This window comes from Petrotoga olearia DSM 13574, assembly GCF_002895525.1.
Taxonomy (GTDB): Bacteria; Thermotogota; Thermotogae; order Petrotogales; family Petrotogaceae; genus Petrotoga; species Petrotoga olearia.
Map to the genome: position 1 here is coordinate 14,714 of NZ_AZRL01000021.1, position 21,673 is coordinate 36,386.

The window sequence follows — 21,673 nt, forward strand, 5'->3', positions numbered from 1 at the left end:
TGGCAATGTTGGTAGTAGGAATCGATTTAGGGGGCACTGAGATAAAAGCAGGGTTAGTAGATGAAAAAAAAGGAATAATCAAAAAGATTTCTAGACCTACAGAAGTTGAAAAGGGAAATGCTCAGGTAATAGCTAATATAACAAAAACCGTGAGGGATTTAACTGAAAATACTGAATTTTCTGCAATTGGAATAGGTTCACCAGGTTCAATAGATAGAAAAAATGGAATTGTCAGATTTTCCCCAAACTTTCCAAATTGGCGAAATTTTGAATTGGTACGCTTAATAAAAGAAAATATAAACGTTGATGTCTTTTTAGAAAATGATGCAAATGCCTTTGCACTTGGAGAATGGTATTTTGGAAAAGCAAAAGGTTTGCACGATTTCATCGCCTTAACCATTGGAACAGGAATAGGTTCGGGCGTAGTTTGTAACAACACATTTTTAACCGGTAAAGATGGTTTAGCCCCAGAGTTGGGGCATGTTGTGGTTGTACCAAACGGTCCACAATGCGGTTGTGGTAATAGGGGATGTGTAGAAGCTACTTCTTCTGCTAAATATATAGCACTAGAAGCTAGAAATCTGCTAGATAGATATCCGAATAGTCTTGTTTTAAAATTAGCCGGAAAAAAGGAAAAGATTGAATCAAAACATGTTTTTCAAGCTTATGAAAAAAATGATCCTCTTGCCAGTGTAGTTTGTAACTTTGCAATTGATGCGCTTGCAAGGGCTATCGGAGGATATGTTCATGCCCTCAACCCAGAGAAAATTATAATTGGTGGGGGGTTAAGCAGAGCCGGGGATACTCTTTTTGTTCCATTGAGAGAAATGACAAAAAAATATGTTATGAGCAGTTTCGCCGATACTTATACCATAGAACAATCATCTTTAGTAGAAGATGCGGGTATTTTAGGAGCAGCATCTGCAGCCTTTTATGCCGAAGAAAACCCTTATAGTTTATAATTAAGACTCTTCTCTCTAGAGCTGGAAATAAGTTTCTCAGGCATGTTGTGCAAAACGATAATAAATTAAATAATGTAATAAATATTACCCCCGCCAATATGGGCGGGAAGTTGTAATTTGACAAGTCATTTTTTTTATGGTATAATCTCTTAAAATTGTTTTAGGAGAATATGGTTATGAAAACATTAAAAGTATTGTCAACTTCAAAAAAGGTAAATAATAATAACAATACACAGCGTCGGTGATTACGCTGAGTGTTGTTGTTTTGCAAATTACCGACGCTGTAAAAAATAGCGTCGGTTTTTTTATATTAAAAAGGTGATATTGCCTATTTAAAAAACACTACAGGAGGGAAAATTATGGCAAAAGTAGAGGAAAAAGATAGAAAAGTGGATTCTGTGGAATTAGTGAAAAGTTATTTAGAGGACGAGACTTACAGTGATGCACTTTTAGTTCAGTCAGAGATACTGAGGTTATCAAGAGAATTTCTTGCTGAAAAGGGTTTTGTTGAGCTTCTTCCGGTTATCGTTTCTACAATTACGGATCCATTAAACCATGACGTTTTTGACGCACAAATTGATTATTATGGTAACAAATATTACGTTACTAAATCTATGATACTGCAAAAACAAGTTAGCGTTTTGGTTCATGATAAAATATTTTCATTTTCACCAAATTTAAGGTTGGAAGTAGCAGAAAAATATTCTTCTGGTAGGCACTTGATTGATTTTGTTCAACTAGATATAGAGGCTAAAGAAATGAAGAGAGAACAGATTATGGATTTGATGGAAGATTTAATAATTTATGTATTAGAAGGTATATTGACAAAATATTCTGGTATAATAAAAAAGTATCACCCAAATTTGATAGTTCCTAAAAAACCTTTTCAAAAAATCAGCGTAAAAACGGCAAAGCAACTTTATGGTGATGATTATGAAAAAATATTATCTGAACGTTCTGAAGGGCCTGTGTGGTTGATAGATATGCCAATTTTAGAAAGAGAATTTTATGATAAACAAGATGTTAATAATCCAGAAGTATTATTAGATTTTGATTTAATATATCCTGAGGGTCATGGTGAAGGCATATCTGGCGGCGAAAGAGAGCATGAGTATGAGCAAATAGTTAAAAGGATTAAATTGAAAGGTAACGGACTTGAAAGTTATGAAGATTATTTAAAATTAGCAAGAGAAGGGTTATTAAAACCGTCCGCAGGTTGTGGCATAGGCATAGAAAGGTTCACCAAATACATATTGGATTTGGATCATGTTGAGAAAACTAGGTTATTTGCCAAAGCTCCTGGAAAGTATACAATTTAGTCATATTAATAAAAAGATTCAAAAAATGTATATTATTACAGAGCAAGAGACGTTAATTGAGGATCGTCTCTGCTTTGCTTTTCATGGAAGTCAACTTATTTTTCACTGGAGGTAACTTATGAATATAAAAAGGGCTATTATTTCAGTATATGATAAAACTAATCTAGAGGATTTAGCGAGTTTTTTATATCACAATGGTGTAGAAATTATTTGCACTGAAGGGACAAATAAATATTTAGAAGAAAAAGGGATTCCCACTGTAAAAATGGCAGATTATATAGGATTTCCTGAAATTTTAGGTGGACGTGTTAAAAGCATTGATCCAAAATTAGCCGGAGGTATTTTAGCAAAGTCTAACAACAAAAAGCATGAAGAAGATATGAAAAATTACAATATAAAAAGGATTGACATGGTTGTAGGTAATTTTCCTACTTTTGAGGAAATGTCAAAAAAAACAAAGAATGAAGAATCACTTTTAGAATATATTGATATTGGAGGGTATTCACTTCTTAGGAGTGCTGCAAAAAATTATAAGGATGTTGTAGCTTTAGTAGACCCCAAAGATTATCAGATGGTTATTGACAATTTAGAGGATTGTGGCGATGTTCCTCTACAATTAAGAAGAAAGTTAGCCTTGAAAGTTTTCTTTTCTACTTCCAAATATGATGCTAGTATTCATAAAACTTTTTCCGAATTATTTGCTGCTGAGAAGTTTGACCATGAATTTTTTGAAATTTTAGGAAACTTAAGGTATGGTTCTAATCCAATGCAAGAAGCAATTCTAATGAAATTTTTAGAAAAAGAGAGTTTCATTGATTATTTAGAAAATTTAACCTTTCATAAAAAGCCTACATTGAGGATATTGAAAGATATAAAATTGCTTTTTCATTTGGCGAGTTTTACCAAAAATGAATTTTTAGGCTTTGCAAAGAAAGGAATTTTTGTATTTGGATATGCCTCTCCTACTGAAGAAGAGAAAGAACAATTTGTTAAAATTATTAAAGAATTAAAAGGAGGGGTTGTTTATAGTGACGATCCAAATATTATAACTGAACTGAAAAATTCAAAACATGATGGACTAATGACTTCTTATAACTTTGAAAAAAAAGAAGAGATAATTTCCTTTAAACCCATGGTTTTTAGGGTTAATAAGAAAGTTTTGAAACGTGACGAAGATTATATTGTGGATGGTGATTTGGTTGTAAAGCAAAATGTTCAAGAGATTGTTTTGAATTTGTCTCCTTCAGAAGAATTGGGATTCGAAGTTGCTAAGATTCATAAATCAGATACTGCTGTTTATGTAAGAAATAATCTTATTTGTTCAGGAAATCAATCTTGTTTGAATAGAGAAATTGCATTAAATTCCCTTGAAAATACCTTGGAAAAATTTGAAGTTCATCTAAACGAAGGAACAATGATATTTGATTCTCCTATAAATTCAGAGAAGATAATTGATGCAATATTAAATTCTAAGATTGAAAAGGTAATTGTTCCTCCAACCTTACCTGGCTACGAAAAATATTTAAAGATTTTAGAGGAAAAAGGCGTTACATTGTTGGTAACACAGAGAAGATATCATCGGTATTAATATAAATTCGTTAAGGGGTAAACCCCTTAAGATCCCCAAAATCAAAATTTATTTTAAAAAAACTATTTTGCACAAACCAACAAAAGGGGTAAACCCCTTAAGATCCCCAAAATCAAGTTCAAAGTCAAAGTTATCTAAAAACATGGTTTGCACAATACAGCAAACAAGGGGCTTCGCCCCTTAAAAACCCCGTGCATCATTTGCTTCGCAAATGAGAATTAGGATGTTACTTCTAAAGCATTATGAAAAAGCTTTTTGCATAAAACAGCAAAAGCTTCGCAAATGAGAAATTGGAAATTATTTCAAAGGCATTATGAACAAGGCGTTTTGCACAAGGCTGCAAAAAGATTTTTTGCATAAAGCAGCAAACAACAAGGAGTGATAGCAAATTTATTTACCCTCAGTCTCAGTAATATTAGTTTGCAGAAATGAAGAAAAAACGATCGAAAATGTGTTAAATTCTTTAATCCACCAGACAAAAAAGCCCGATGAAATAATTGTCGTGGATGGTCAGTCGACAGATAATACTGTTAGTATAATAGAAAAACTTGCTGAAAAAATTAATAACATCAAAATTATTACTAATGAAAAAAAATATACCCCTTACGGTTTAAATATAGGGATCAAAAATAGTAAGGGGGATTTTATTTTTATAGCAGGTTCCCATACAGAATTTGATAAAAAATATGTGGAATATTGTGTGGAATTTTTGATGGAACACCCAGAAGTGAGTGCTGTTGGAGGAGTGTCTTTGGCTACGCCTGTCAATGCTAAAAGTTGTATACAAAAGTCCATGGCTTTATCGTATTCTTCACCCTTTGGTACTGCATCCAGGCATCGTTATCAGGTGAAAGAACCACAGGAAGTTGATACTGTTGCATATGCATGTTATAGAAGAGAAGTTTTTGATAAGGTTGGATATTTTAATGAAAAACTTTTGAGAAATCAAGATATCGAGTTTAATTACAGAATGAGAAAAAAAGGTTTAAAAATTTATTTATTACCAATAACAAATCATTATTATGTTCCGAATGGATTAGAGGATTTTATAAAAAAGAATTTTTCGAACGGTTTTTGGAATTATATAACTCTTAAAATATCTCCCTATGGGATTTCACTTAGACATTTCATTCCTCTTATTTTTGTAGTGTATCTTCTATGCTTATTTTTAGTTCTGGTTCTCTCAAAATATTTTGTTTTTAATATTATTTTAGCGTTTCCGTTTTTCTTATATTTATTATTAGACACATTATTTTCATTGAAGTATGCTATAAAAGAGAAAAATATTTTACTTTTATTTTGTAGTTTTTTTATCTTTTTACTTTTACATATTTCATATGGTTTAGGAACGTTTTGGAGTATAATAAATTCAATCCGTTTTACCAGGAGTGAAAAAGCATAAATTTAATATGTAGTAGGTGAATGCAATTTGCTAGCTATAAAATATATAATCTCTTTTCTCTTATCGATTATTTTAGTTCCAATTATGATAAAAATTGCAAAAAAATACAATATCGTTGATAGACCCGACAATAGGTTGAAAGTTCATAAGTTTCCTATTCCATATCTGGGTGGTGTAGCTATATTTCTTTCAATCTTGCCCTTTTATTACAATGATGTAGGTTTTATAATCCCAGCCAGTATTTTAACTTTTATTGGGCTTTACGATGATATTAAGAGTGTTTCCCCTTATGTTAGGTTATTTGCAGAGTTTATTGTTGTCTCAATGGCAATATACTTTGTTGGAGGAATTATTCAACCTTTTCAGTTTTTTATTTTGGTATTAACCGGAATGGCTCTAGTCAATGGAGTAAATATGGTTGATGGAATGGACGGAGTCTGCGCTGGAACGGCAATAGTGAGTTTGTTATTCTTTTCTTTGATATCTAAAAATTACGAACTGTTGATCTTTGCTTTTGCAATTTTGGGTTTTCTAATATACAATTTACCACCAGCCAAAATCTTTCTTGGTGATGCAGGTTCCTATCTTTTAGGTTTTGTTTTGTTTTATTCCTTTTCTTTTTTGTCAGGAAGGTCTGGAAGAGGCGGTTATTTCATCTCATTAATTATTACTGGATTTTATTTTACTGATCTGGCTTATGCAGTTATAAGACGGTTACTTAGTAAAAGATCTCCTTTTTTAGGAGATAAAGAGCATATTTATGATAAAATTCGAAAAAAATATAAAATAAAACCATTGTTTGTAGCATTAGTTACATATATAATTTCCACAGTTTTTGGTATGATAGGATTAATTACTTGGGATTTTCAATTATTAGGTGTTATAATTGTATTGGTAGTATTTATATTTATAGGTTATTATTTTAAATTATACAAATACGAGTGACTGAAGAATTAAATATACCGAATACATGACGAAAAAAGATGTTTCAATAAATTTTTTAAAAGTTTTAGTTAGAAGAGGTGTTGTTATGATAATTTTAAAAGGTAATTATGGTGATTATATGAAACTTCGGCCTGTATCTGTTAAAAAGATTTTCTTAGACGAGTCGATGTTGAGAAACAACAAAGATCCTGATATTTATGAGAAATATATCTATGAAGTGGATGGAAGATTTGGAAATTACAAATGGTTTAATAACGAGTTCAATTTAGAGGAAAAAGGTAATGGGAAATTGGATACACTAACCATTGATATAGAATATATCCCTCTTATATTGACAATCTTAAGGATTAACGCTTTTTTTAAGTCAAAAAAGAAGAGTATGATTTCCGTTCTTTCTTCTGATCATGAAAACCAAACTTCTGAGATAATTGCAGAGGAGTCGTTTATATATTCTTTGAATGAAAGTAATAATTTATCATTTTTGTTTTTAAGAAAAATAGATAAAAGCTTAATTGAACATCACTTAATTTTTACTAACAACTATGGAGATAATTTTGATATGTATATAGAAAGTGATAGAAAGAGTATAGAGAGTTTTTATAAAAACCTGTTGAACGAAACAAATAATTTTCGGGTTGCCATAATTCCAAATATAGCTCAAAAAATCACCCCTTTTTATGAAAAAATAATAGAAAAAATACCTATTGTTAATTACGAAAATGTTAACAATATTACAGACGATTTTTTCACTTTGTATAATCTCAATCCAAAAGACTTCCTGAACAATTCTGAAGCTCGAAAAGAATTAGAGAGGTATACAAATTATTTGTTTGACGGGAAAAATAATGAAGAGGATTATTCATTCGATGATGATTTAGACGATGTCGATATAGATTTTACTATAAAGAATATGGAAGATATTGAAGACGAGCTACAGGATATTGCAGATTTGCAAAACAATGATCAATTCTTAGGGAGTTCTTATTATTATAATGAATCCTACGATTTGTTCATAGAAATGGAAGAAGAGTTTATGGATTTAATGGATCATATAATTTTCGATGGAAATTTAAAAAAGCAAGATAAAGAGTACTATTTAGAAAAAATAAAAAGAATGATCAATGAAGTTTCCTTAATATTTCAAGATTTAAAAGAAAAGAAAGAGTTTGAAAGAGAACTTTTGTTAGATATGGTAAACGCTTATGGAATTGAACATATTACCAATAAAAAAGATTTAATTTCAGAAATTTTTGAAGAGGTAGATATGAGTAAGGACCTAAACGAAATATATGAAATCTCAGAGGACAAGATTTTGAACGATTACAAAAATTGGTATAAAGATCTAATATTTAAAAAAGGTAAAAGTATGAAGGAAGTCACTAACAACTAATCTCAAAGATAATTCCCCTTTGTTGAATTAACCAAAGGGGGATTATCTTAAGAACTTCAAAATCCTATAAGGCGTTAAAGTATCCATTTCTATAATGATATCTAATAGATTTCTCCTTTTCCAAGCTTGTAGTCTACCAATTTTAATTTTCTTATTATGGGTATATCGTAAGGACATCTTTCTTCACATATTCCGCATTCTGTACAATCTTTAAAGGTTTTATTGAGTTTGGAATAAGACATTTTAGCTTCGTTTTGGTTTCCAAACCAGAATGCTAATCTTTCTCTCAGTGCATAATCTGGAGCCTCGTGAGGTTGATAATCCCTCATTTGTCTATCATACCATCCTTCGTATTCAAACACTTTCATTATTTCTATATCTTCTGGGCAAGGCAAACATTTACCACATTGTCTACAAACATAATTTCCAAGTTCGGGAGCACGATAATACAAATTTTCTATGGATTTTTTAAGTAAAGGTTTAAAGTTTTCAGCTATTTGAATATCTTTTCTTAACATTTCTTCGGAGTTTGCTCCTACAACCATTACATCTAAATCTTGAGTTAAAGCATAGTTTAATGCATCGTAAGTAGATCTATAAAGATAACCATCTGCAAAAGCCTTCATGCCAACAATTCCCATGTTTTTTGATCTTGCAAATGGAATGACTTCTTGATAAGTACTGGGGAAATTAAATATATCTAAGTAGTTAAAACCTGTCATCAAAACATCTAAGTCTACTGTTTTTATCAGTTTAAGTGCATAATTTCCCAAACCGTGGAAAGACACACCTAAAGCCCTTATAATTCCTTCTTTTTTAGCTTGAAATAGATAATCCAAGGCCGAATCATTTCCCAATAAGGCTTCAACATCTTCCTCAGTGGTAACATGGTGAAGAAATAAAATATCTAAATGATCTGTATTCAGGTTCTTTAAGGTTCTTTCTACAAAGTATTGAGCATTTTTCTTATCTCGAGCATGGCACTTGCTAGCAAGAATTACTTGGTTTCTTCTGTGTTTCAGGGCGTATGCAATTTTATTTTCAGATTCACCATCTCCGTATTCAGCTGCAGTTTCAACGTAATTACCCCCTGACATTATATAAATATCCATTAATTTGGAAACATCATCCTTTGAAATTTCCAACATATGAAATCCACCTAATCCTAAAAGAGAAACCTCAAACCCAGTTTTGCCTAAGATTTTTTTCTTCGTAAAAATCACCTCCATAATTTTAGATCACGTTAATTCATTTTTGACCTGTTTTAATAACAATCTTATAGGTAAATGCTGTGGACATTCTTCTTCACAATCCCCACATTCTTCACAAATAGAGGCATCTATACCTTGCTTGATCAAAGATTGATATCTTTCTTTTGCCTCTAGTAAGTCATCAAATATATAACCTTCATTGTAAATGCTAAAAATTGTAGGAATAGGTATGCCATTTTTGCAAGGTACACAATAATTACATCCAGTACAATCGATCTTGGATTTACTCTTGTAAATATTTCTTACCTGTTCAATTGTTTTTAATTCTCTTTCACTTAAGGAATTTGGATCTGAATCATTTGCTGCTTTGAGATTTTCTATTACCTGATCCATTGTGGACATTCCACTTAGAACAGTAGTAACCTCGGGATGGTTCCATACCCATCGTAACGCCCAATATGCCGGCGACTTGGTTTTATCTAAATCACTCAAGATATCGACGGCTTCTTGAGGTAGTTTGTTGGCTAATTTCCCCCCTCTAAGTGGTTCCATAATAACTACTGCCAGTCCCTTTCTATTTGCATACTTTAATCCTGCAATTCCGGCTTGAAAATGTTTATCAAGATAATTGTATTGTATTTGACAAAAATCCCAGTTATAAGAATCAACGATCTTTTTAAAAGTTTTGAAATCATCGTGAAAGGAAAATCCCGCAAACTTTATCTTTCCTTTTTCTTTTGCTTCATCCAGAAAATTCAGAACGTTTAGATTAGAAATCTTATCCCATCTTTCTTTGTTCAAAGAGTGTAAGAGATACATATCTATATATTCGGTATCAAGCTTTTTTAGTTGTTCATCTAAATATTTTTCAAAATCTTCGTACTTATTTACCAACCAAACTGGGTTTTTAGTGGCTAGGTAAACTTTTTCCCTATAACCATCTTTTAAAGCTTTACCAAGGAAGTATTCACTATTTCCTTGGTGGTAAGGATAAGCATTATCAACATAATTTATGCCGTTATCAATAGCATATCTAAGCATTTTTGTAGCTTTTTCTTCATCAATTTTAGAAGGATCTTCATTCAAAATAGGCAGTCTCATACATCCAAAACCCAACGCAGAAAGTTTTACATCGTACTTACCAAAATTTCTATACTTCAAAGAAACACCTCCGGTATATTATTATGATTTGTCAACTTTGAAATTAATTTGAAAGATAAACTTATTCTAACTTAATTATATCAAAAAAAATTAATAAATTCTTTTTTTATAAAAGGTAGGAACAATAAATTTGATTATGTTATAATAAAATACAGTGAGAGTGATTGAAAAAAATTTCATACTTATATCTGAGGAGGTTTTTAAATGTTGTCGGAAAATATACTTACTTTTTTTTCAAGTACTGGTTTTATGAATATTTCATTGCCTCAGGTTTTCATGATAATTCTTGGATTGGTTATTATATATTTTGCAATTTCAAAGCACGCAGAACCCCTTCTTTTAATTCCTTTGGGCTTTGGTATGATTATAGCTAACATTCCCCCTGAATTAACAGGTATTCTTATGCCTCCTCAGGATGGGCACGCAGGTGGATTGTTGTGGTATATAAAATTGGGGTTGGATACAGAGGTCTATCCTCCATTGATTTTTCTAGGTATTGGAGCATTAACTGATTTTTCTTATTTGATTGCAAACCCAAAATTGATACTTTTAGGTGGGGCTGCACAGGTAGGGATATTTGTTAGTTTTTTGCTGGCAAGTTTTTTAGGTTTTGATCTTCATTCTGCTGCCGCAATAGGTATTATTGGAGGTGCCGATGGTCCAACTTCCATATACATAGCTTCTAAATTTTCTCCTGATTTATTGCCTGTTATTGCGGTTGCTGCTTATTCTTATATTTCTCTTATCCCCGTACTTCAACCTATAGTTTCAAAGTTATTCACCACAAAAAGGGAAAGAAAAATAAGGATGAGAAGGTTAAGAGAAGTTTCCAAAACAGAAAGAATAATTTTCCCTATTTTGACAACTGTCGTGGTTGCTTTAATTGTTCCTCAGGCACTTCCTTTAGTAGGTATGCTCATGTTGGGGAACTTATTGAAAGAATCTGGGATCACTGGTAGATTGGCTGAAGCAGCTTCTCGTTATATCCTAGACACAGTAACAATACTTTTAATGCTATCTGTAGGAGTTTCTGCTACGGCTGACATATTTTTATCTTTGGTAACCTTAAAAATTATGTTGTTAGGGGCAATTGCTTTTATAATTGCAATGGCAAGTGGGATAGTATTCGCAAAATTGATGAATTTATTCTTGAAAGAAAAAATTAATCCATTAATCGGAGCTGCCGGTGTTTCAGCAGTTCCAAATTCTTCTCGCGTTGCTCAACATATTGCTCAGGAAGACGACCCAGGTAATTTTATTTTGATGCATGCGATGGGGCCTAACGTAGCAGGAGTAATAGGCTCAGCAATAGCTGCTGGCTTATTTTTGAGTATACTATAATAAATGAGGAGGCATTATTAAATGCAAACCATTAAAAAACAGTTTCAAGTGATAATAAATTATAATTATTGTAAAAAATGTGGAATCTGTTCGTGGATTTGTCCAGTAAATGCTATAATAGAAGAAGAATTTGGTAAACCCGTTGTTCCATACCAAGAAAAATGTACTGGGTGTTTGCAATGTGAACGAATGTGTCCTGACTTTGCGATAAATATAAAACAAATAGATCAATAAGATAAACACTCTTTTTAAAAGAGGTGAATTTAATGGGAGAAATGCTTTTTTTACAGGGAAACGAGGCGGTTGGAATGGCAGCTATAAAAGCAGGATGCCGTTTTTTTGCCGGATATCCAATAACACCATCAACCGAAATCGCTGAATACATGTCTAGAGAATTGCCGAAGGTTGGAGGAACTTTTATACAGATGGAGGACGAACTCGCAAGTGCCGCTGCCATAATAGGTGCCTCTCTTGCAGGTGTAAAATCTATGACCGCCACAAGTGGTCCGGGATTTTCACTTATGCAAGAAGCCTTGGGATACGCTATTATGACAGAAGTACCCTGTGTATTTGTTGATGTTATGAGGGGAGGTCCGAGCACGGGGCTTCCAACAAAACCTTCTCAAGGAGATATTATGCAAATACGATGGGGAACTCATGGAGATCATCAAATTATTGCAATATATCCTTCAACAGTAGAAGAAGTTTATACATACACAGTAACGGCTTTTAATTATGCAGAGAAATACAGAACGCCAGTAATTTTGGTTTTGGATGAAACTTTAGCCCACATGAGAGAAAACGTGTATTTTGATTACGAGAAAGAGAATCCTCAAGTTGTAGAAAGATTAAAGGAGGTTGATTTAGGAGAGGAAGAATTATTTTTACCTTTTGACATAGATGAACAATTTGCTGTAAATCCATTAGTTGAAATGGGAAAAACAAGATTTCACGTTTCTGGCCTAGTTCATGATGAAAGTGGTTTTCCAATAAGGGACCCGAGAACTATATCGAAAGTAATTGAACACCTTGATTCAAAAATTAGATTATCTGCGGAAGAAATTTCTATTTATAACGAATATATGCTACAAGATGCTGATATAGTAGTAGTTGCATATGGAAGTGTTGCTAGAAGTGCTTTGAAGGCCGTTAAACAAGCTAGATCAGATAAAATCCCTGTTGGCTTCTTTAAACCTATTACCATTTGGCCCATGCCAACCTCCCGACTCAAGCTAATATTTAAAAATGCTCAAAGTATAATAGTTCCAGAGATGAATACGGGTCAGTACGCTAAAGAAATGTCGCGGTTGAATAAATTGAACAAACATGTAGAATCTTTAACTAAAACTAATGGTGAGTTGATAACCCCTGATGAAATATTAGAAGTAATCATGAAAATGTGGGTTCAAATTACGGAGATGTGAATAGAATGGAAGTAAAGTTCCCAAAAAAGTATCAAAAAAAAATTAATTCTGCTTATGTAAATCCAGGTATTGTTCTTTTACTTGAAAACTTTACAAAAGAAGTTCTATTTGAGTTTGAAGTCACGATTATAATTCATTCTGATCCACTTAAAGTTCCAGATAATCTATATAAATTAATAAAAATATGCAATTCATTTTCAATTTTCACAATTAAAAACATAGAAGAGACTCATTACCTAGAAGAACAAAAAGTAAAAATAAGTAGTTCTCAAGGGGAGAACGTTGTTGAAATTAATTATGAAACACTTCAAAAAGAAGAAAGTATAGTGTTGTATGAGTTAATTAAAAATGCATCGCCATTAGTGGGATCAATGCTTACTGATATTCTTCTAAATTCCTCAAAAATAGCAAATGTATTCATGGTTTCAAAAATCATATTAGAAAAAGGGTATGATCCCGAAACGTCTATCGATGAAATGATATATATTACTATGACAGGAATAACAGGTGGCTTTGCAGGAGGTTTTAATAGGGCCATCTTGTTTGTAGAGGATAGTAGTGATTTCAAGGTTCAAAGAGCTATAGGACCTGAAAATGAAATAGAAGCCCAAGAAACTTATGAAAGGTTTGAGACGCTTGAGAAAAACATACAATCATATTTGTCTCAATATAAAGTTGGAATGAGTTATTTTTCAAATTTAGAAGAAAAAATAAAAAATATTTTTATTAAAAAGGAATCCTTATTAAGTGAAGATCTTTTTAAGTACGCAATTGAGTTGAATCGCAGTATCAAATTACCAGTAAGTCAAGTTGAAGAAAAGATCATAAATTTACTCGATTTAAAGGGGGAAGTGGCAATTTCACCCATAGAAATAGAAAATCATAAACTTGCTTTTTATCTTTGCGATAATAGATACAATGGAAAACCAATAACAGATGATCAACTAGAGATTTTGGATTACTATGCCAAAGAAAGTGGAATGATGTGGCAAAATAAAATATTTCAAAGTATCTTAAAAAAAGATGCTCAAGTTGATGCCCTCACGGAAATTGGAAACAGAAGAAGTTACGAAAATTATATTTCTAATATAAAATATCTAAAAAATCAGGAGATAGCTTTAGTAATGGTAGATTTAGACAATTTCAAAGATGTAAATGATTCCTATGGTCACGAAGAGGGAGATGAACTTCTAAAAGGATTTGCACAACTATGCGTTAATAATTTAAGAAACGAAGATAGTATATTCAGATATGGGGGCGATGAATTCGTAATAATTTTAGAAGGTGTTAAGAAAGAAGAGGTTTATTCTATTTTGGAAAGAATAAACCGTAAACTAAAACAAGAGATGAATGTTACTTTTTCTGCTGGTGTAGCATACGGTAACAGCCATGACATAAATTCACTTTTCAAAATAGCAGACCAAAATTTGTACAAGGCAAAAGCAGAAGGAAAAAATAAGATTTTTGTCAGTTAAGATATTAGACCGACGTCCCGTATTTTAAAATCAAAATCTTATGTTTGAAAACTTTTTTCTATAGTATTCATTTATTCAGCCCAAGGCTACATCGAGAACAAGCATCAACAAAAATCCAAAGATCAGGGAAAAAGTAGCTGTTCTTTCATACCCATGTGAATGAGTTTCTGGGATTATCTCATCGCTAATAACGTACAGCATAGCTCCTCCTGCAAACGAAAGAAAGAAGGGCAAAGCTGGTTTAAGTAAAACTACTAGAGACGCTCCAAGTAAACCTCCTATAGGTTCAACTAATCCTGTCAAAAAACTCCAAAAGAAGCTTTGTTTTCTTGAATAATTAGCTTTAATCAAAGAAAAAGCTGTAGCTGCTCCTTCTGGAATATTTTGTAATCCGATAGCTACTGCTACTGTAATACCGTTAGCTATCATTCCACCACCAAAACTCACTCCTACTGCCATTCCTTCCGGAAAGTTATGGAGTGCAATGGCGATAACGAACAACCATATCTTTTTTAAACGTACCAACTCAGGTCCTTCATGTCCTTTCAAGAAATGTTCGTGAGGAGAGAACGTATCCATTAAATCAATAGAAACAGCACCAAGAAAGATTCCTAAAACAGTTATTAATATTCCACCAGTTTCCAAAGAAGGTAAAATAAGCGAAAAAACTGTAGCGGCAAGCATCACACCCGCAGCAAAACCTAAAAACATGTCTAAATTTTTTTCAGATAGTTCTTTTTTGAGGAATAATACAGGGAGAGCCCCTATTGAAGTAGCTAGACCAGCAATTAGACTTGCTACAGTACCAAATATCCATATTTGAGAACCAGTTAATTCGTTCATTTTAGTCCTCCTCGTATAATATGTATGGATATGAAACCTTCTTTAAACCTTACTTCTAGAATTCAAAAATTAGTGAATAATTTTTAAACACACACATTTATATAACAACAATTAATAATTATAATATCTCTGTTTTGTGTAGATATTACAACTAATATAACTTTAAGTATGATTTATGGTTGCCACTTTTTGTTATATCTGGTATAATTTAATGTCTCTCTGAGCAGACTTTGTGGCAAATGGGGCAATCTGTAAAGGGTATTGAACGAAATTATCTAATATTTAAAAGAAAAAACCAGTCGATTTATGCTATAATAAGAAATAATAGGTAAATTAAAGAACATTCAATAGGAGGAATCAAATGGCTAACGATCAAAAGCAAAAAAGAGGTAATAGTTTTAACTTCATAATAATAACATTAATTTTCTTCGTTGGGTTAGCTATCTTTCAATTTTTCATGTACAGAAATCTGCAGCCTCACTTTCAAGTAATATCAAGGGATATTACATTTACCATTTACGAAGATTTTTCTGTGGATTTTGCAACAGAAGTGGAAATACGAACTGAAAAAGAGAATGATTTCGAAACCTTGGTACAAGGATTTAATACCCCAGATCAAGAAAAACTTTCTCTTTTTCAACAATCTTTAGATAATTTAAAAGAACAGATTCCAAGGGATTTCGCGGTTTTATCCTATGAGTCAACCGTAAATTCCAATTTCCCTATGATTTATGTTGATGAAACTGTGAAGTTGGAGGGGTTGGTTTACAGAAACGATAAAGGAAATATTGAATTTTCTCTTCCTGAACAACCTTTAAGTGCTCAAAATGAGCAAGTTACTGTGACTGTCCATTATCCATATGATTGGGAAGTTTTAAGTGTAAATCCTACTCCCACTTATATAGAGCAGAACGTTATAGGCTATTCACATACTGGAGTGTTTGGCTATCCAACCATAGAATTTAAATCTGAATAAACTATTGTAATGATGGGGGAATGGTAATGGTTATTTTATATTTATTAGTCGTTCTGTCCTTGACATTATCGATTGTAAATATTTTTTTTATGATTCGTTTAGGACATTTTTTACAAGAAAATGATGCTCTAAAGAAAAACTATGAAAATTTAGAAGAAGATAAGAACCTTTTCTTAGCAAGATTTCAAAAGATAACTTCAACGAGATTAAGGGCCTTAGATAATAAAATAGAATTGGTTGATCAACTTATGAAAGATTTAGATGATGCTTACGCTAAAACCTTTTCATTGTTGACAGATTTAGAAAGGAAGTTAGACGCCTACAAGAGACAGGAATTTCAAACTAAAGTCCAACACACAAAAAACATAGAAGATGAAAAGGGCAATAACAATCAAAAAGAAACAGTTGAAAAAGACGATAGGGTTAGGGTGTACGAGCTTTCAAGAAAATTAAATATGTCAAGTAAAGAGTTGATCGATTTTATTAACACAAATACCGATTTGGATGTTTCTAATCATTTGGTAAAGTTGACACCTGATGAAGAAAAGATGGTATTTGAAAAAATCAAAGAAGTACAGCCTGTATCGTCTAAGAAGGAAAGCAATCTCCAAAATGTCAATACCGATAAAGATTTAAACACGAATGATAGTAACTACAAATACGACAAAACCAGCAAAATTCTGGAGCTGTCTAAAAATGGCTATAATCCTCAAGAAATAGCTAAGGAATTGAAAATAGGTGTAGGAGAAATAATGCTCGTATTAAGTATATTTAACGATAAGGAGAAATAAAGATGAACCTTTCCTTTTTAAAAGAGTCAGGTAAAATTTGAACTTTTCCTATCTCTGATAGGATTTCGGCGGTTTTTTTTACTGTAAATTCACTGGTCTCGAACAAAAGATATTTAGTTTTTAAAAGATGAGAATATTTAGATATCCTTTTGAAAAAACTTTGACCATCGGCTCCCCCATCTAGGGAAACTCTAGGCTCGTAACTTAGTAAATGACTTTTTTCTATAAAAGAAGTTTCGACATATGGAGGATTTGAAATTATTAACTCTACTTCCTGAATCTCTTCCAAAAATGGATCTAAACAATCACCAATTTTAAACTCAACATTGACGCCTAATTTCTCAGCGTTGTATTGGGCTATTTTCATCGCAGATTCTGAAATGTCTGAAGCTTGAACTTTAATTTTGGGTAATTGCTTTTTTATTGAGATTGCTATCACGCCCGAACCTGTCCCTATATCAATTATATGTTTTAAATCTTTATCTTGTATAAGATTAATAGCTAGTATCACTAAATCTTCAGTTTCTATCCTTGGAATTAATACGTTTTCATCTACAAAAAAATCATTTCCTAAAAAAGATACCTTTTTGGTAATGTATTCTATAGGATACCCCTCTTTAAGGTGTTTAACTAAAAAATCGAAAGTTTGTTGAGAAATTTCGACTTGCGATGCTTTTAGATAAAAAGATATATCTCTGTCTTCAATTATTGATAATATTTTTAATATACGAAAGGGGGAGATTTTAAACTCCCCCTGAATTCTACTTACTAACTCTGTTATCCTCATTCTTTTACCTCAAATTCCTAAAAGATTTTTAACTTCTTCACTAGCCATCTGTGGATCCCAAGGGGGATCAAAGGTCAGTTCGACATCAACATCGTTAACTTGTTCTATTTCTTTTACCTTTTCTTTCGCATTTTCTATTATCAAACCGGCTAAAGGACACATCGGAGTAGTTAAAGTCATCAATATGTGGACGTTATTGTTCTCATCTATATCTACCTTGTATATCAAACCTAAGGAAACGATATCGAAGCCAATTTCCATATCATAAACTTCTTTCAAAGCATTCATGATTTTATTTTTTTCTATATCAGGCATGTGTGATCCTCCTTTAAAACATATCAGAATTGAGAATTATTAAAGATTCTTCTTGAAATTTTTGGAATTCAGTTGGTAAAATTTTATCAAAGTATTCCTGAGCTTTTTTGTCTTTTAAGTTAAAAATTATTTGGTCTTTTGCTTCTTCAAAAGTTAACTGTTTTTCTGGGTATTTTCTTTCTATTTTTAAAAGGGCATAAGTATTGTTTTGCGAATCATACAAAAGAGGCGTTGTAATAAATCCAGGAGGATTATTTTTTATCGTTTGTACTAAAGAATTTGAATCATCTTTAAGGTTTATTCTCATAGAGGTAGCTGACTCAGTTTGTTCAAATACTTCATCATATGTGTAATAACCTTCAATAATACGATTGTATGTATAAGAAGCATCTTCTGTGCTATTGAATATAATAAGCTTTATATCAGCTGCAGGATCGGATTTATAGTTAGTTTTGTTATTTTGATATTCCACTGTCATTTCTTCGTCGGTTATTTCTGTTTCCTGAATAATTTTGGTATAAAGTGCGGAGATAGAATTGTTGTATAATGTTGAATAATACGCATCCTCTAAATAATTTGTTTTTGAGGTGTAACCTAATGCAAGAAGATAATTGTCTATTTCTCCTTCAGGTATACCAGCGTCTTTAAAGGTTTTAGAAAAGTTTTCTTCAATGTTACTCCATGTTTGCTCGCGTTGTAAATCTATGTTTTTTTGCTCGACGAACTGTATAAAAAGAACTTGATTGACTATTTTTAAAGCTTGATCCTGTAGATAAATGTCCATGAGTTCAACACCTGTAGCTGTTCTGGTTAAGGCTGAATAAAACTCAGGATAAGAATTATAAATATCTGATAAAAGATATACTATCATAGATCTTGATATTAGAAGTTCTTCACTGAGTGTTTCATCGTTAACTTTTGCAAAAATTGCTTGTTCCAATGGTTGATAGATTATTTTTGGGTAAAGAACAGTAGAAATTAGAAATACAAAAAGTAACAATAAGTTAGTCTTTTTCCTCAATGTGTTTGCCTCCTCATATAATTCCTTCTTCGATGAATCTCTTAATAGGATTAAATGTTTTTCTATGCTCTGATATTATACCATACTTTTTTATGCTTTCAATGTGTTTTTTGGTAGGATACCCTTTATGACTTATAAAATCATAATTGGGATATATTTGATGTAAGTGATTCATATATAAGTCTCTTTCATATTTTGCTACAATAGATGCGGCTCCTATTAAAGGGGATGTTTGATCGCCTTTGACTATGCATTTGTAGTTATAATCAAGTTTGAAGAACTTTCCATCTACAATAGCATAATAATCATTAACATTTTTCGACACAATTTTTTTCAATAATTTCTTTATTGATACCTCTGTTGCTTTGAATATATTCATTTGATCTATTAAATCAGAAGTTGAAAAATTACTATAATATTGGAAATTTTTCGTTATTTGAAAGTATCTCCTTTCTCTTTCTTTTGGAGTTAATAATTTCGAATCTCTTCCTATTTTTGCTAATAATTCGCATTCTGTTAGTGATTCTATAACAACAGCACCAACAAAAACAGGCCCAGCTATTGGGCCCCTTCCAGCTTCGTCAATACCAATTATCTTTTTGTACTTTTTTAATAAAGTCATTTCAATATTTTCCAACATCTAACCACCTTTGCAAAATACCGTTCATTCTTTTTCGTAGGGAACTCCATCTGCAGCAGGTGCTCTTGTCCTTCCAACAAATCCGCCAACGACTATTAACGTCAAAACGAAAGGCAATAAGTTTAGTAAAGCTTTGATTTCTGAAGGGAGAACCATCAAAGTTTGAAGTTGGATGTTCATAGCTTCTGCAGCACCGAAAAGCAACGCCGCCCACATGGTTCCAATTGGATTCCAATTTCCTAATATCATAGCTGCCAAGGCTATGAATCCTTTTCCAGCTGGCATCTGTTCTTGAAACTGTCCTATGTCACCTAGTGCAAGGTACATTCCTCCTAATGCAGCAAGGACTCCACTCATTAAAACTCCAAAATATCTTATCGCTTTAACATTCACACCTAACGTATCTGCAGCTCTCGGATTTTCACCTACGGAACGCATTCTTAAACCAAGAGGGGTTTTGTAAAGTAAAAACCAAGAACCGATGATCACTAATATAGCAATGTAAAAGAAGGAACTAATTTCTCCAAAAATTTCGCCGATGAAAGGAATGTTTTGGATTGCTTCTATTTTTACCGTAGGGATTTTAGATACAAAATCTGTTTGTCCTTCTTGTCCGAAAATTGGTCTCATTAAAAAACCAGTGAAACCTTGAGCAATTAGAATCAAAGCGGTAGCAGAAACGATTTGGTTTGCTGACCATTCTATTGAAACATAGGCATGCAAAAATGACAAAATCAGACCTCCAAGCATACCTAAAAGCAGTCCAAGCCAGGGGTTCCCTGTAAGAAAGGTAAAAGCAACTCCGGTAAAAGCGCCTAATTTCATAATACCTTCCAAGGCGATATTTGTTACTCCAGTTATTTCGCTGTAAACCCCTCCAATTCCAGCAAAAATCAATGGTAGTGCGGAAAGAATCGTCAATTTATAAAATAAAGGTGAAGTAAAAGCGGTAAATATAGCTTCAAGCCAGTTCATTCTTCTTCACCACCTTGAAGTGTTATGGGTGATTTTTTCTTTCCAAGTTGAGAAGCTTTCATAATCCAGGTTCTTATGATTCTGTCAGCAGCAACAAAAAATATTATTATACCTTGAATGACTACTATAATATCATCTGGTACACCAATAGTTTGCATTGCATTTGAACCGGATCTCAGCGAAGAGATTAGAAAGGCTGCAAAAATAATTCCTATAGGATTGTTTTGACCAATCAAGGCTATAGTTATTCCATCAAAACCTCTATCGCTTGTGAATGCTCCAAAAATTCTATGATGAACAGACATAACTTCTAAAGCTCCAGCTAAGCCAGCCAAAGCTCCTGAAATAGCCATTGTAAGTACTATATTTTTACTTATCGATATTCCTCCATATTCTGCTGCATATGGATTGAATCCAACCGATTTAACTTCGTATCCTGTTGTTGTTTTTTCTAGTATTATATAAATTACAATAGCAGCAACGATTGCTATTAAAATACTAGAAGGAATGCTAGATGCTTGGACTGTTAACAACGCAGGTAGTTGAGCGCTTTGTGCGATTTCAGGGGATTTTGGAACGCCGGCACCCACCGCAAAAGGACCGGCTACCAGATAGTTCGTAATATGATAAGCTATCCAGTTCAGCATTATAGTGCTTATAACTTCGTGGGCGCCTGTCTTGGCTTTAAGCCAACCGGCTATAGATGCCCAAAAGGCTCCTCCAGCCATACCTGCAACAATAGTCACGGGTATGGCTATAGCGGGAGGTACGTTTCCTAAACTTAGTCCTACCGTTACAGCCATTATTCCACCCATAGCCATTTGACCTTCTGCACCTATATTGAAAACTCCTGCTCTAAATCCAAATCCTACAGCTAAACCAGTGAGTAACAAACTGGTCATTTTTGTTATGTTGTCAGCCCAGGAAAGTCTGCTACCGACCGCACCTCTAATCATAGCTCCATAGGCTTTTAGAGGATTTTCCCCTATGGATAATATTATAACAGCTGCGATTAAAAGGGAAACCATAACAGCTAAAAAAGGTACCAAAAAAGACATCCATCTTGATTTCATAAGTTTTGACGAAGAAGTCACTTTATTAGCGCCT

At 32.6% G+C, this 21,673-nt stretch carries 21 protein-coding genes; 12 read left to right on the forward strand and 9 right to left on the reverse strand.

The window, feature by feature from the left end; translation table 11 throughout:
* Positions 1–5 precede the first annotated feature (5 nt).
* From X929_RS07115 to X929_RS07140, 6 genes are all read left to right on the forward strand, one after another.
* Positions 6–962, forward strand: a complete 957-nt coding sequence (locus X929_RS07115) for an ROK family protein (RefSeq protein ID WP_103067333.1) — start codon at positions 6–8, stop codon at positions 960–962.
* A gap of 359 nt (positions 963–1,321) precedes the next feature.
* The gene (locus X929_RS07120; protein WP_103067334.1) at positions 1,322–2,281 is read left to right on the forward strand and encodes an asparagine synthetase A; all 960 of its coding nucleotides are present in this window, start codon (positions 1,322–1,324) and stop codon (positions 2,279–2,281) included.
* Between the two features lie 118 nt (positions 2,282–2,399).
* Positions 2,400–3,869, forward strand: coding sequence for a hypothetical protein (locus X929_RS07125; protein ID WP_103067335.1), 1,470 nt, complete (start codon positions 2,400–2,402; stop codon positions 3,867–3,869).
* Between the two features lie 388 nt (positions 3,870–4,257).
* Positions 4,258–5,271, forward strand: a complete 1,014-nt coding sequence (locus X929_RS07130; RefSeq protein WP_103067336.1) for a glycosyltransferase family 2 protein — start codon at positions 4,258–4,260, stop codon at positions 5,269–5,271.
* Positions 5,272–5,298: 27 nt separating this feature from the next.
* Complete coding sequence (locus X929_RS07135; protein WP_103067337.1) at positions 5,299–6,216, forward strand: glycosyltransferase family 4 protein; 918 nt, start codon at positions 5,299–5,301, stop codon at positions 6,214–6,216.
* 25 nt (positions 6,217–6,241) lie between these two features.
* Positions 6,242–7,606, forward strand: a complete 1,365-nt coding sequence (locus tag X929_RS07140; RefSeq protein ID WP_103067338.1) for a hypothetical protein — start codon at positions 6,242–6,244, stop codon at positions 7,604–7,606.
* A gap of 101 nt (positions 7,607–7,707) precedes the next feature.
* On the opposite strand, the gene X929_RS07145 is transcribed toward X929_RS07140, so the two are convergent.
* Positions 7,708–8,835 (reverse strand): aldo/keto reductase, encoded by a 1,128-nt coding sequence (locus X929_RS07145; RefSeq protein WP_103067339.1) that lies wholly within the window; start codon positions 8,833–8,835, stop codon positions 7,708–7,710.
* 9 nt (positions 8,836–8,844) lie between these two features.
* Positions 8,845–9,978: an aldo/keto reductase gene (locus tag X929_RS07150; protein WP_103067340.1), complete on the reverse strand. Its 1,134-nt coding sequence runs from the start codon at positions 9,976–9,978 to the stop codon at positions 8,845–8,847.
* Positions 9,979–10,182: 204 nt separating this feature from the next.
* Here X929_RS07150 and X929_RS07155 point away from each other — a divergent pair, with 204 nt between their 5' ends.
* From X929_RS07155 to X929_RS07170, 4 genes are read left to right on the forward strand one after another with little or no spacing between them, the layout of a single operon-like run.
* A complete protein-coding gene (locus X929_RS07155) occupies positions 10,183–11,319 on the forward strand; it encodes a sodium ion-translocating decarboxylase subunit beta (RefSeq protein ID WP_103067341.1) in 1,137 nt (378 codons plus the stop codon).
* Between the two features lie 21 nt (positions 11,320–11,340).
* Complete coding sequence (locus X929_RS07160) at positions 11,341–11,553, forward strand: 4Fe-4S dicluster domain-containing protein (protein ID WP_103067342.1); 213 nt, start codon at positions 11,341–11,343, stop codon at positions 11,551–11,553.
* A 32-nt stretch (positions 11,554–11,585) separates the two neighbouring features.
* Positions 11,586–12,743, forward strand: a complete 1,158-nt coding sequence (locus X929_RS07165; RefSeq protein WP_103067343.1) for a 2-oxoacid:acceptor oxidoreductase subunit alpha — start codon at positions 11,586–11,588, stop codon at positions 12,741–12,743.
* 5 nt (positions 12,744–12,748) lie between these two features.
* Complete coding sequence (locus X929_RS07170) at positions 12,749–14,218, forward strand: GGDEF domain-containing protein (protein WP_103067344.1); 1,470 nt, start codon at positions 12,749–12,751, stop codon at positions 14,216–14,218.
* A 75-nt stretch (positions 14,219–14,293) separates the two neighbouring features.
* On the opposite strand, the gene X929_RS07175 is transcribed toward X929_RS07170, so the two are convergent.
* Positions 14,294–15,061, reverse strand: coding sequence for a ZIP family metal transporter (locus X929_RS07175; protein WP_103067345.1), 768 nt, complete (start codon positions 15,059–15,061; stop codon positions 14,294–14,296).
* Between the two features lie 361 nt (positions 15,062–15,422).
* Between X929_RS07175 and X929_RS07180 the strand changes: the two genes are divergently transcribed.
* Together X929_RS07180 and X929_RS07185 are read left to right on the forward strand one after the other, a co-directional pair.
* Positions 15,423–16,037: a DUF4897 domain-containing protein gene (locus X929_RS07180; RefSeq protein WP_103067346.1), complete on the forward strand. Its 615-nt coding sequence runs from the start codon at positions 15,423–15,425 to the stop codon at positions 16,035–16,037.
* 26 nt (positions 16,038–16,063) lie between these two features.
* Positions 16,064–16,828, forward strand: a complete 765-nt coding sequence (locus X929_RS07185) for a DUF6115 domain-containing protein (protein ID WP_103067347.1) — start codon at positions 16,064–16,066, stop codon at positions 16,826–16,828.
* Here X929_RS07185 and prmC read toward each other — a convergent pair.
* From prmC to X929_RS07215, 6 genes are read right to left on the reverse strand one after another with little or no spacing between them, the layout of a single operon-like run.
* A complete protein-coding gene (gene prmC, locus X929_RS07190) occupies positions 16,809–17,615 on the reverse strand; it encodes a peptide chain release factor N(5)-glutamine methyltransferase (protein ID WP_103067348.1) in 807 nt (268 codons plus the stop codon). The genes X929_RS07185 and prmC overlap by 20 nt on opposite strands.
* Before the next feature lie 9 nt (positions 17,616–17,624).
* The gene (locus tag X929_RS07195; RefSeq protein ID WP_103067349.1) at positions 17,625–17,930 is read right to left on the reverse strand and encodes a metal-sulfur cluster assembly factor; all 306 of its coding nucleotides are present in this window, start codon (positions 17,928–17,930) and stop codon (positions 17,625–17,627) included.
* 13 nt (positions 17,931–17,943) lie between these two features.
* Positions 17,944–18,951 (reverse strand): peptidyl-prolyl cis-trans isomerase, encoded by a 1,008-nt coding sequence (locus X929_RS07200; RefSeq protein ID WP_103067350.1) that lies wholly within the window; start codon positions 18,949–18,951, stop codon positions 17,944–17,946.
* 13 nt (positions 18,952–18,964) lie between these two features.
* A complete protein-coding gene (locus tag X929_RS07205; protein WP_245858678.1) occupies positions 18,965–19,591 on the reverse strand; it encodes a ribonuclease HII in 627 nt (208 codons plus the stop codon).
* 24 nt (positions 19,592–19,615) lie between these two features.
* Positions 19,616–20,566, reverse strand: coding sequence for an ABC transporter permease (locus tag X929_RS07210; protein ID WP_103067351.1), 951 nt, complete (start codon positions 20,564–20,566; stop codon positions 19,616–19,618).
* Complete coding sequence (locus X929_RS07215) at positions 20,563–21,639, reverse strand: ABC transporter permease (RefSeq protein WP_103067502.1); 1,077 nt, start codon at positions 21,637–21,639, stop codon at positions 20,563–20,565. Before X929_RS07215 ends, X929_RS07210 begins: the two co-directional genes overlap by 4 nt.
* Positions 21,640–21,673: the final 34 nt, after the last annotated feature.

Coding starts and splice junctions, on each gene's coding strand:
- X929_RS07115 (WP_103067333.1), top strand. CDS start 6: ATGTTGGTAGTAGGAATCGATTTAGGGGGCACTGAGATAAAAGCAGGG.
- X929_RS07120 (WP_103067334.1), top strand. CDS start 1,322: ATGGCAAAAGTAGAGGAAAAAGATAGAAAAGTGGATTCTGTGGAATTA.
- X929_RS07125 (WP_103067335.1), top strand. CDS start 2,400: ATGAATATAAAAAGGGCTATTATTTCAGTATATGATAAAACTAATCTA.
- X929_RS07140 (WP_103067338.1), top strand. CDS start 6,242: ATGACGAAAAAAGATGTTTCAATAAATTTTTTAAAAGTTTTAGTTAGA.
- X929_RS07145 (WP_103067339.1), bottom strand. CDS start 8,835: ATGGAGGTGATTTTTACGAAGAAAAAAATCTTAGGCAAAACTGGGTTT.
- X929_RS07155 (WP_103067341.1), top strand. CDS start 10,183: ATGTTGTCGGAAAATATACTTACTTTTTTTTCAAGTACTGGTTTTATG.
- X929_RS07160 (WP_103067342.1), top strand. CDS start 11,341: ATGCAAACCATTAAAAAACAGTTTCAAGTGATAATAAATTATAATTAT.
- X929_RS07165 (WP_103067343.1), top strand. CDS start 11,586: ATGGGAGAAATGCTTTTTTTACAGGGAAACGAGGCGGTTGGAATGGCA.
- X929_RS07170 (WP_103067344.1), top strand. CDS start 12,749: ATGGAAGTAAAGTTCCCAAAAAAGTATCAAAAAAAAATTAATTCTGCT.
- X929_RS07175 (WP_103067345.1), bottom strand. CDS start 15,061: ATGAACGAATTAACTGGTTCTCAAATATGGATATTTGGTACTGTAGCA.
- X929_RS07180 (WP_103067346.1), top strand. CDS start 15,423: ATGGCTAACGATCAAAAGCAAAAAAGAGGTAATAGTTTTAACTTCATA.
- X929_RS07185 (WP_103067347.1), top strand. CDS start 16,064: ATGGTTATTTTATATTTATTAGTCGTTCTGTCCTTGACATTATCGATT.
- prmC (WP_103067348.1), bottom strand. CDS start 17,615: ATGAGGATAACAGAGTTAGTAAGTAGAATTCAGGGGGAGTTTAAAATC.
- X929_RS07195 (WP_103067349.1), bottom strand. CDS start 17,930: ATGCCTGATATAGAAAAAAATAAAATCATGAATGCTTTGAAAGAAGTT.
- X929_RS07205 (WP_245858678.1), bottom strand. CDS start 19,591: ATGTTGGAAAATATTGAAATGACTTTATTAAAAAAGTACAAAAAGATA.
- X929_RS07210 (WP_103067351.1), bottom strand. CDS start 20,566: ATGAACTGGCTTGAAGCTATATTTACCGCTTTTACTTCACCTTTATTT.
- X929_RS07215 (WP_103067502.1), bottom strand. CDS start 21,639: ATGAAATCAAGATGGATGTCTTTTTTGGTACCTTTTTTAGCTGTTATG.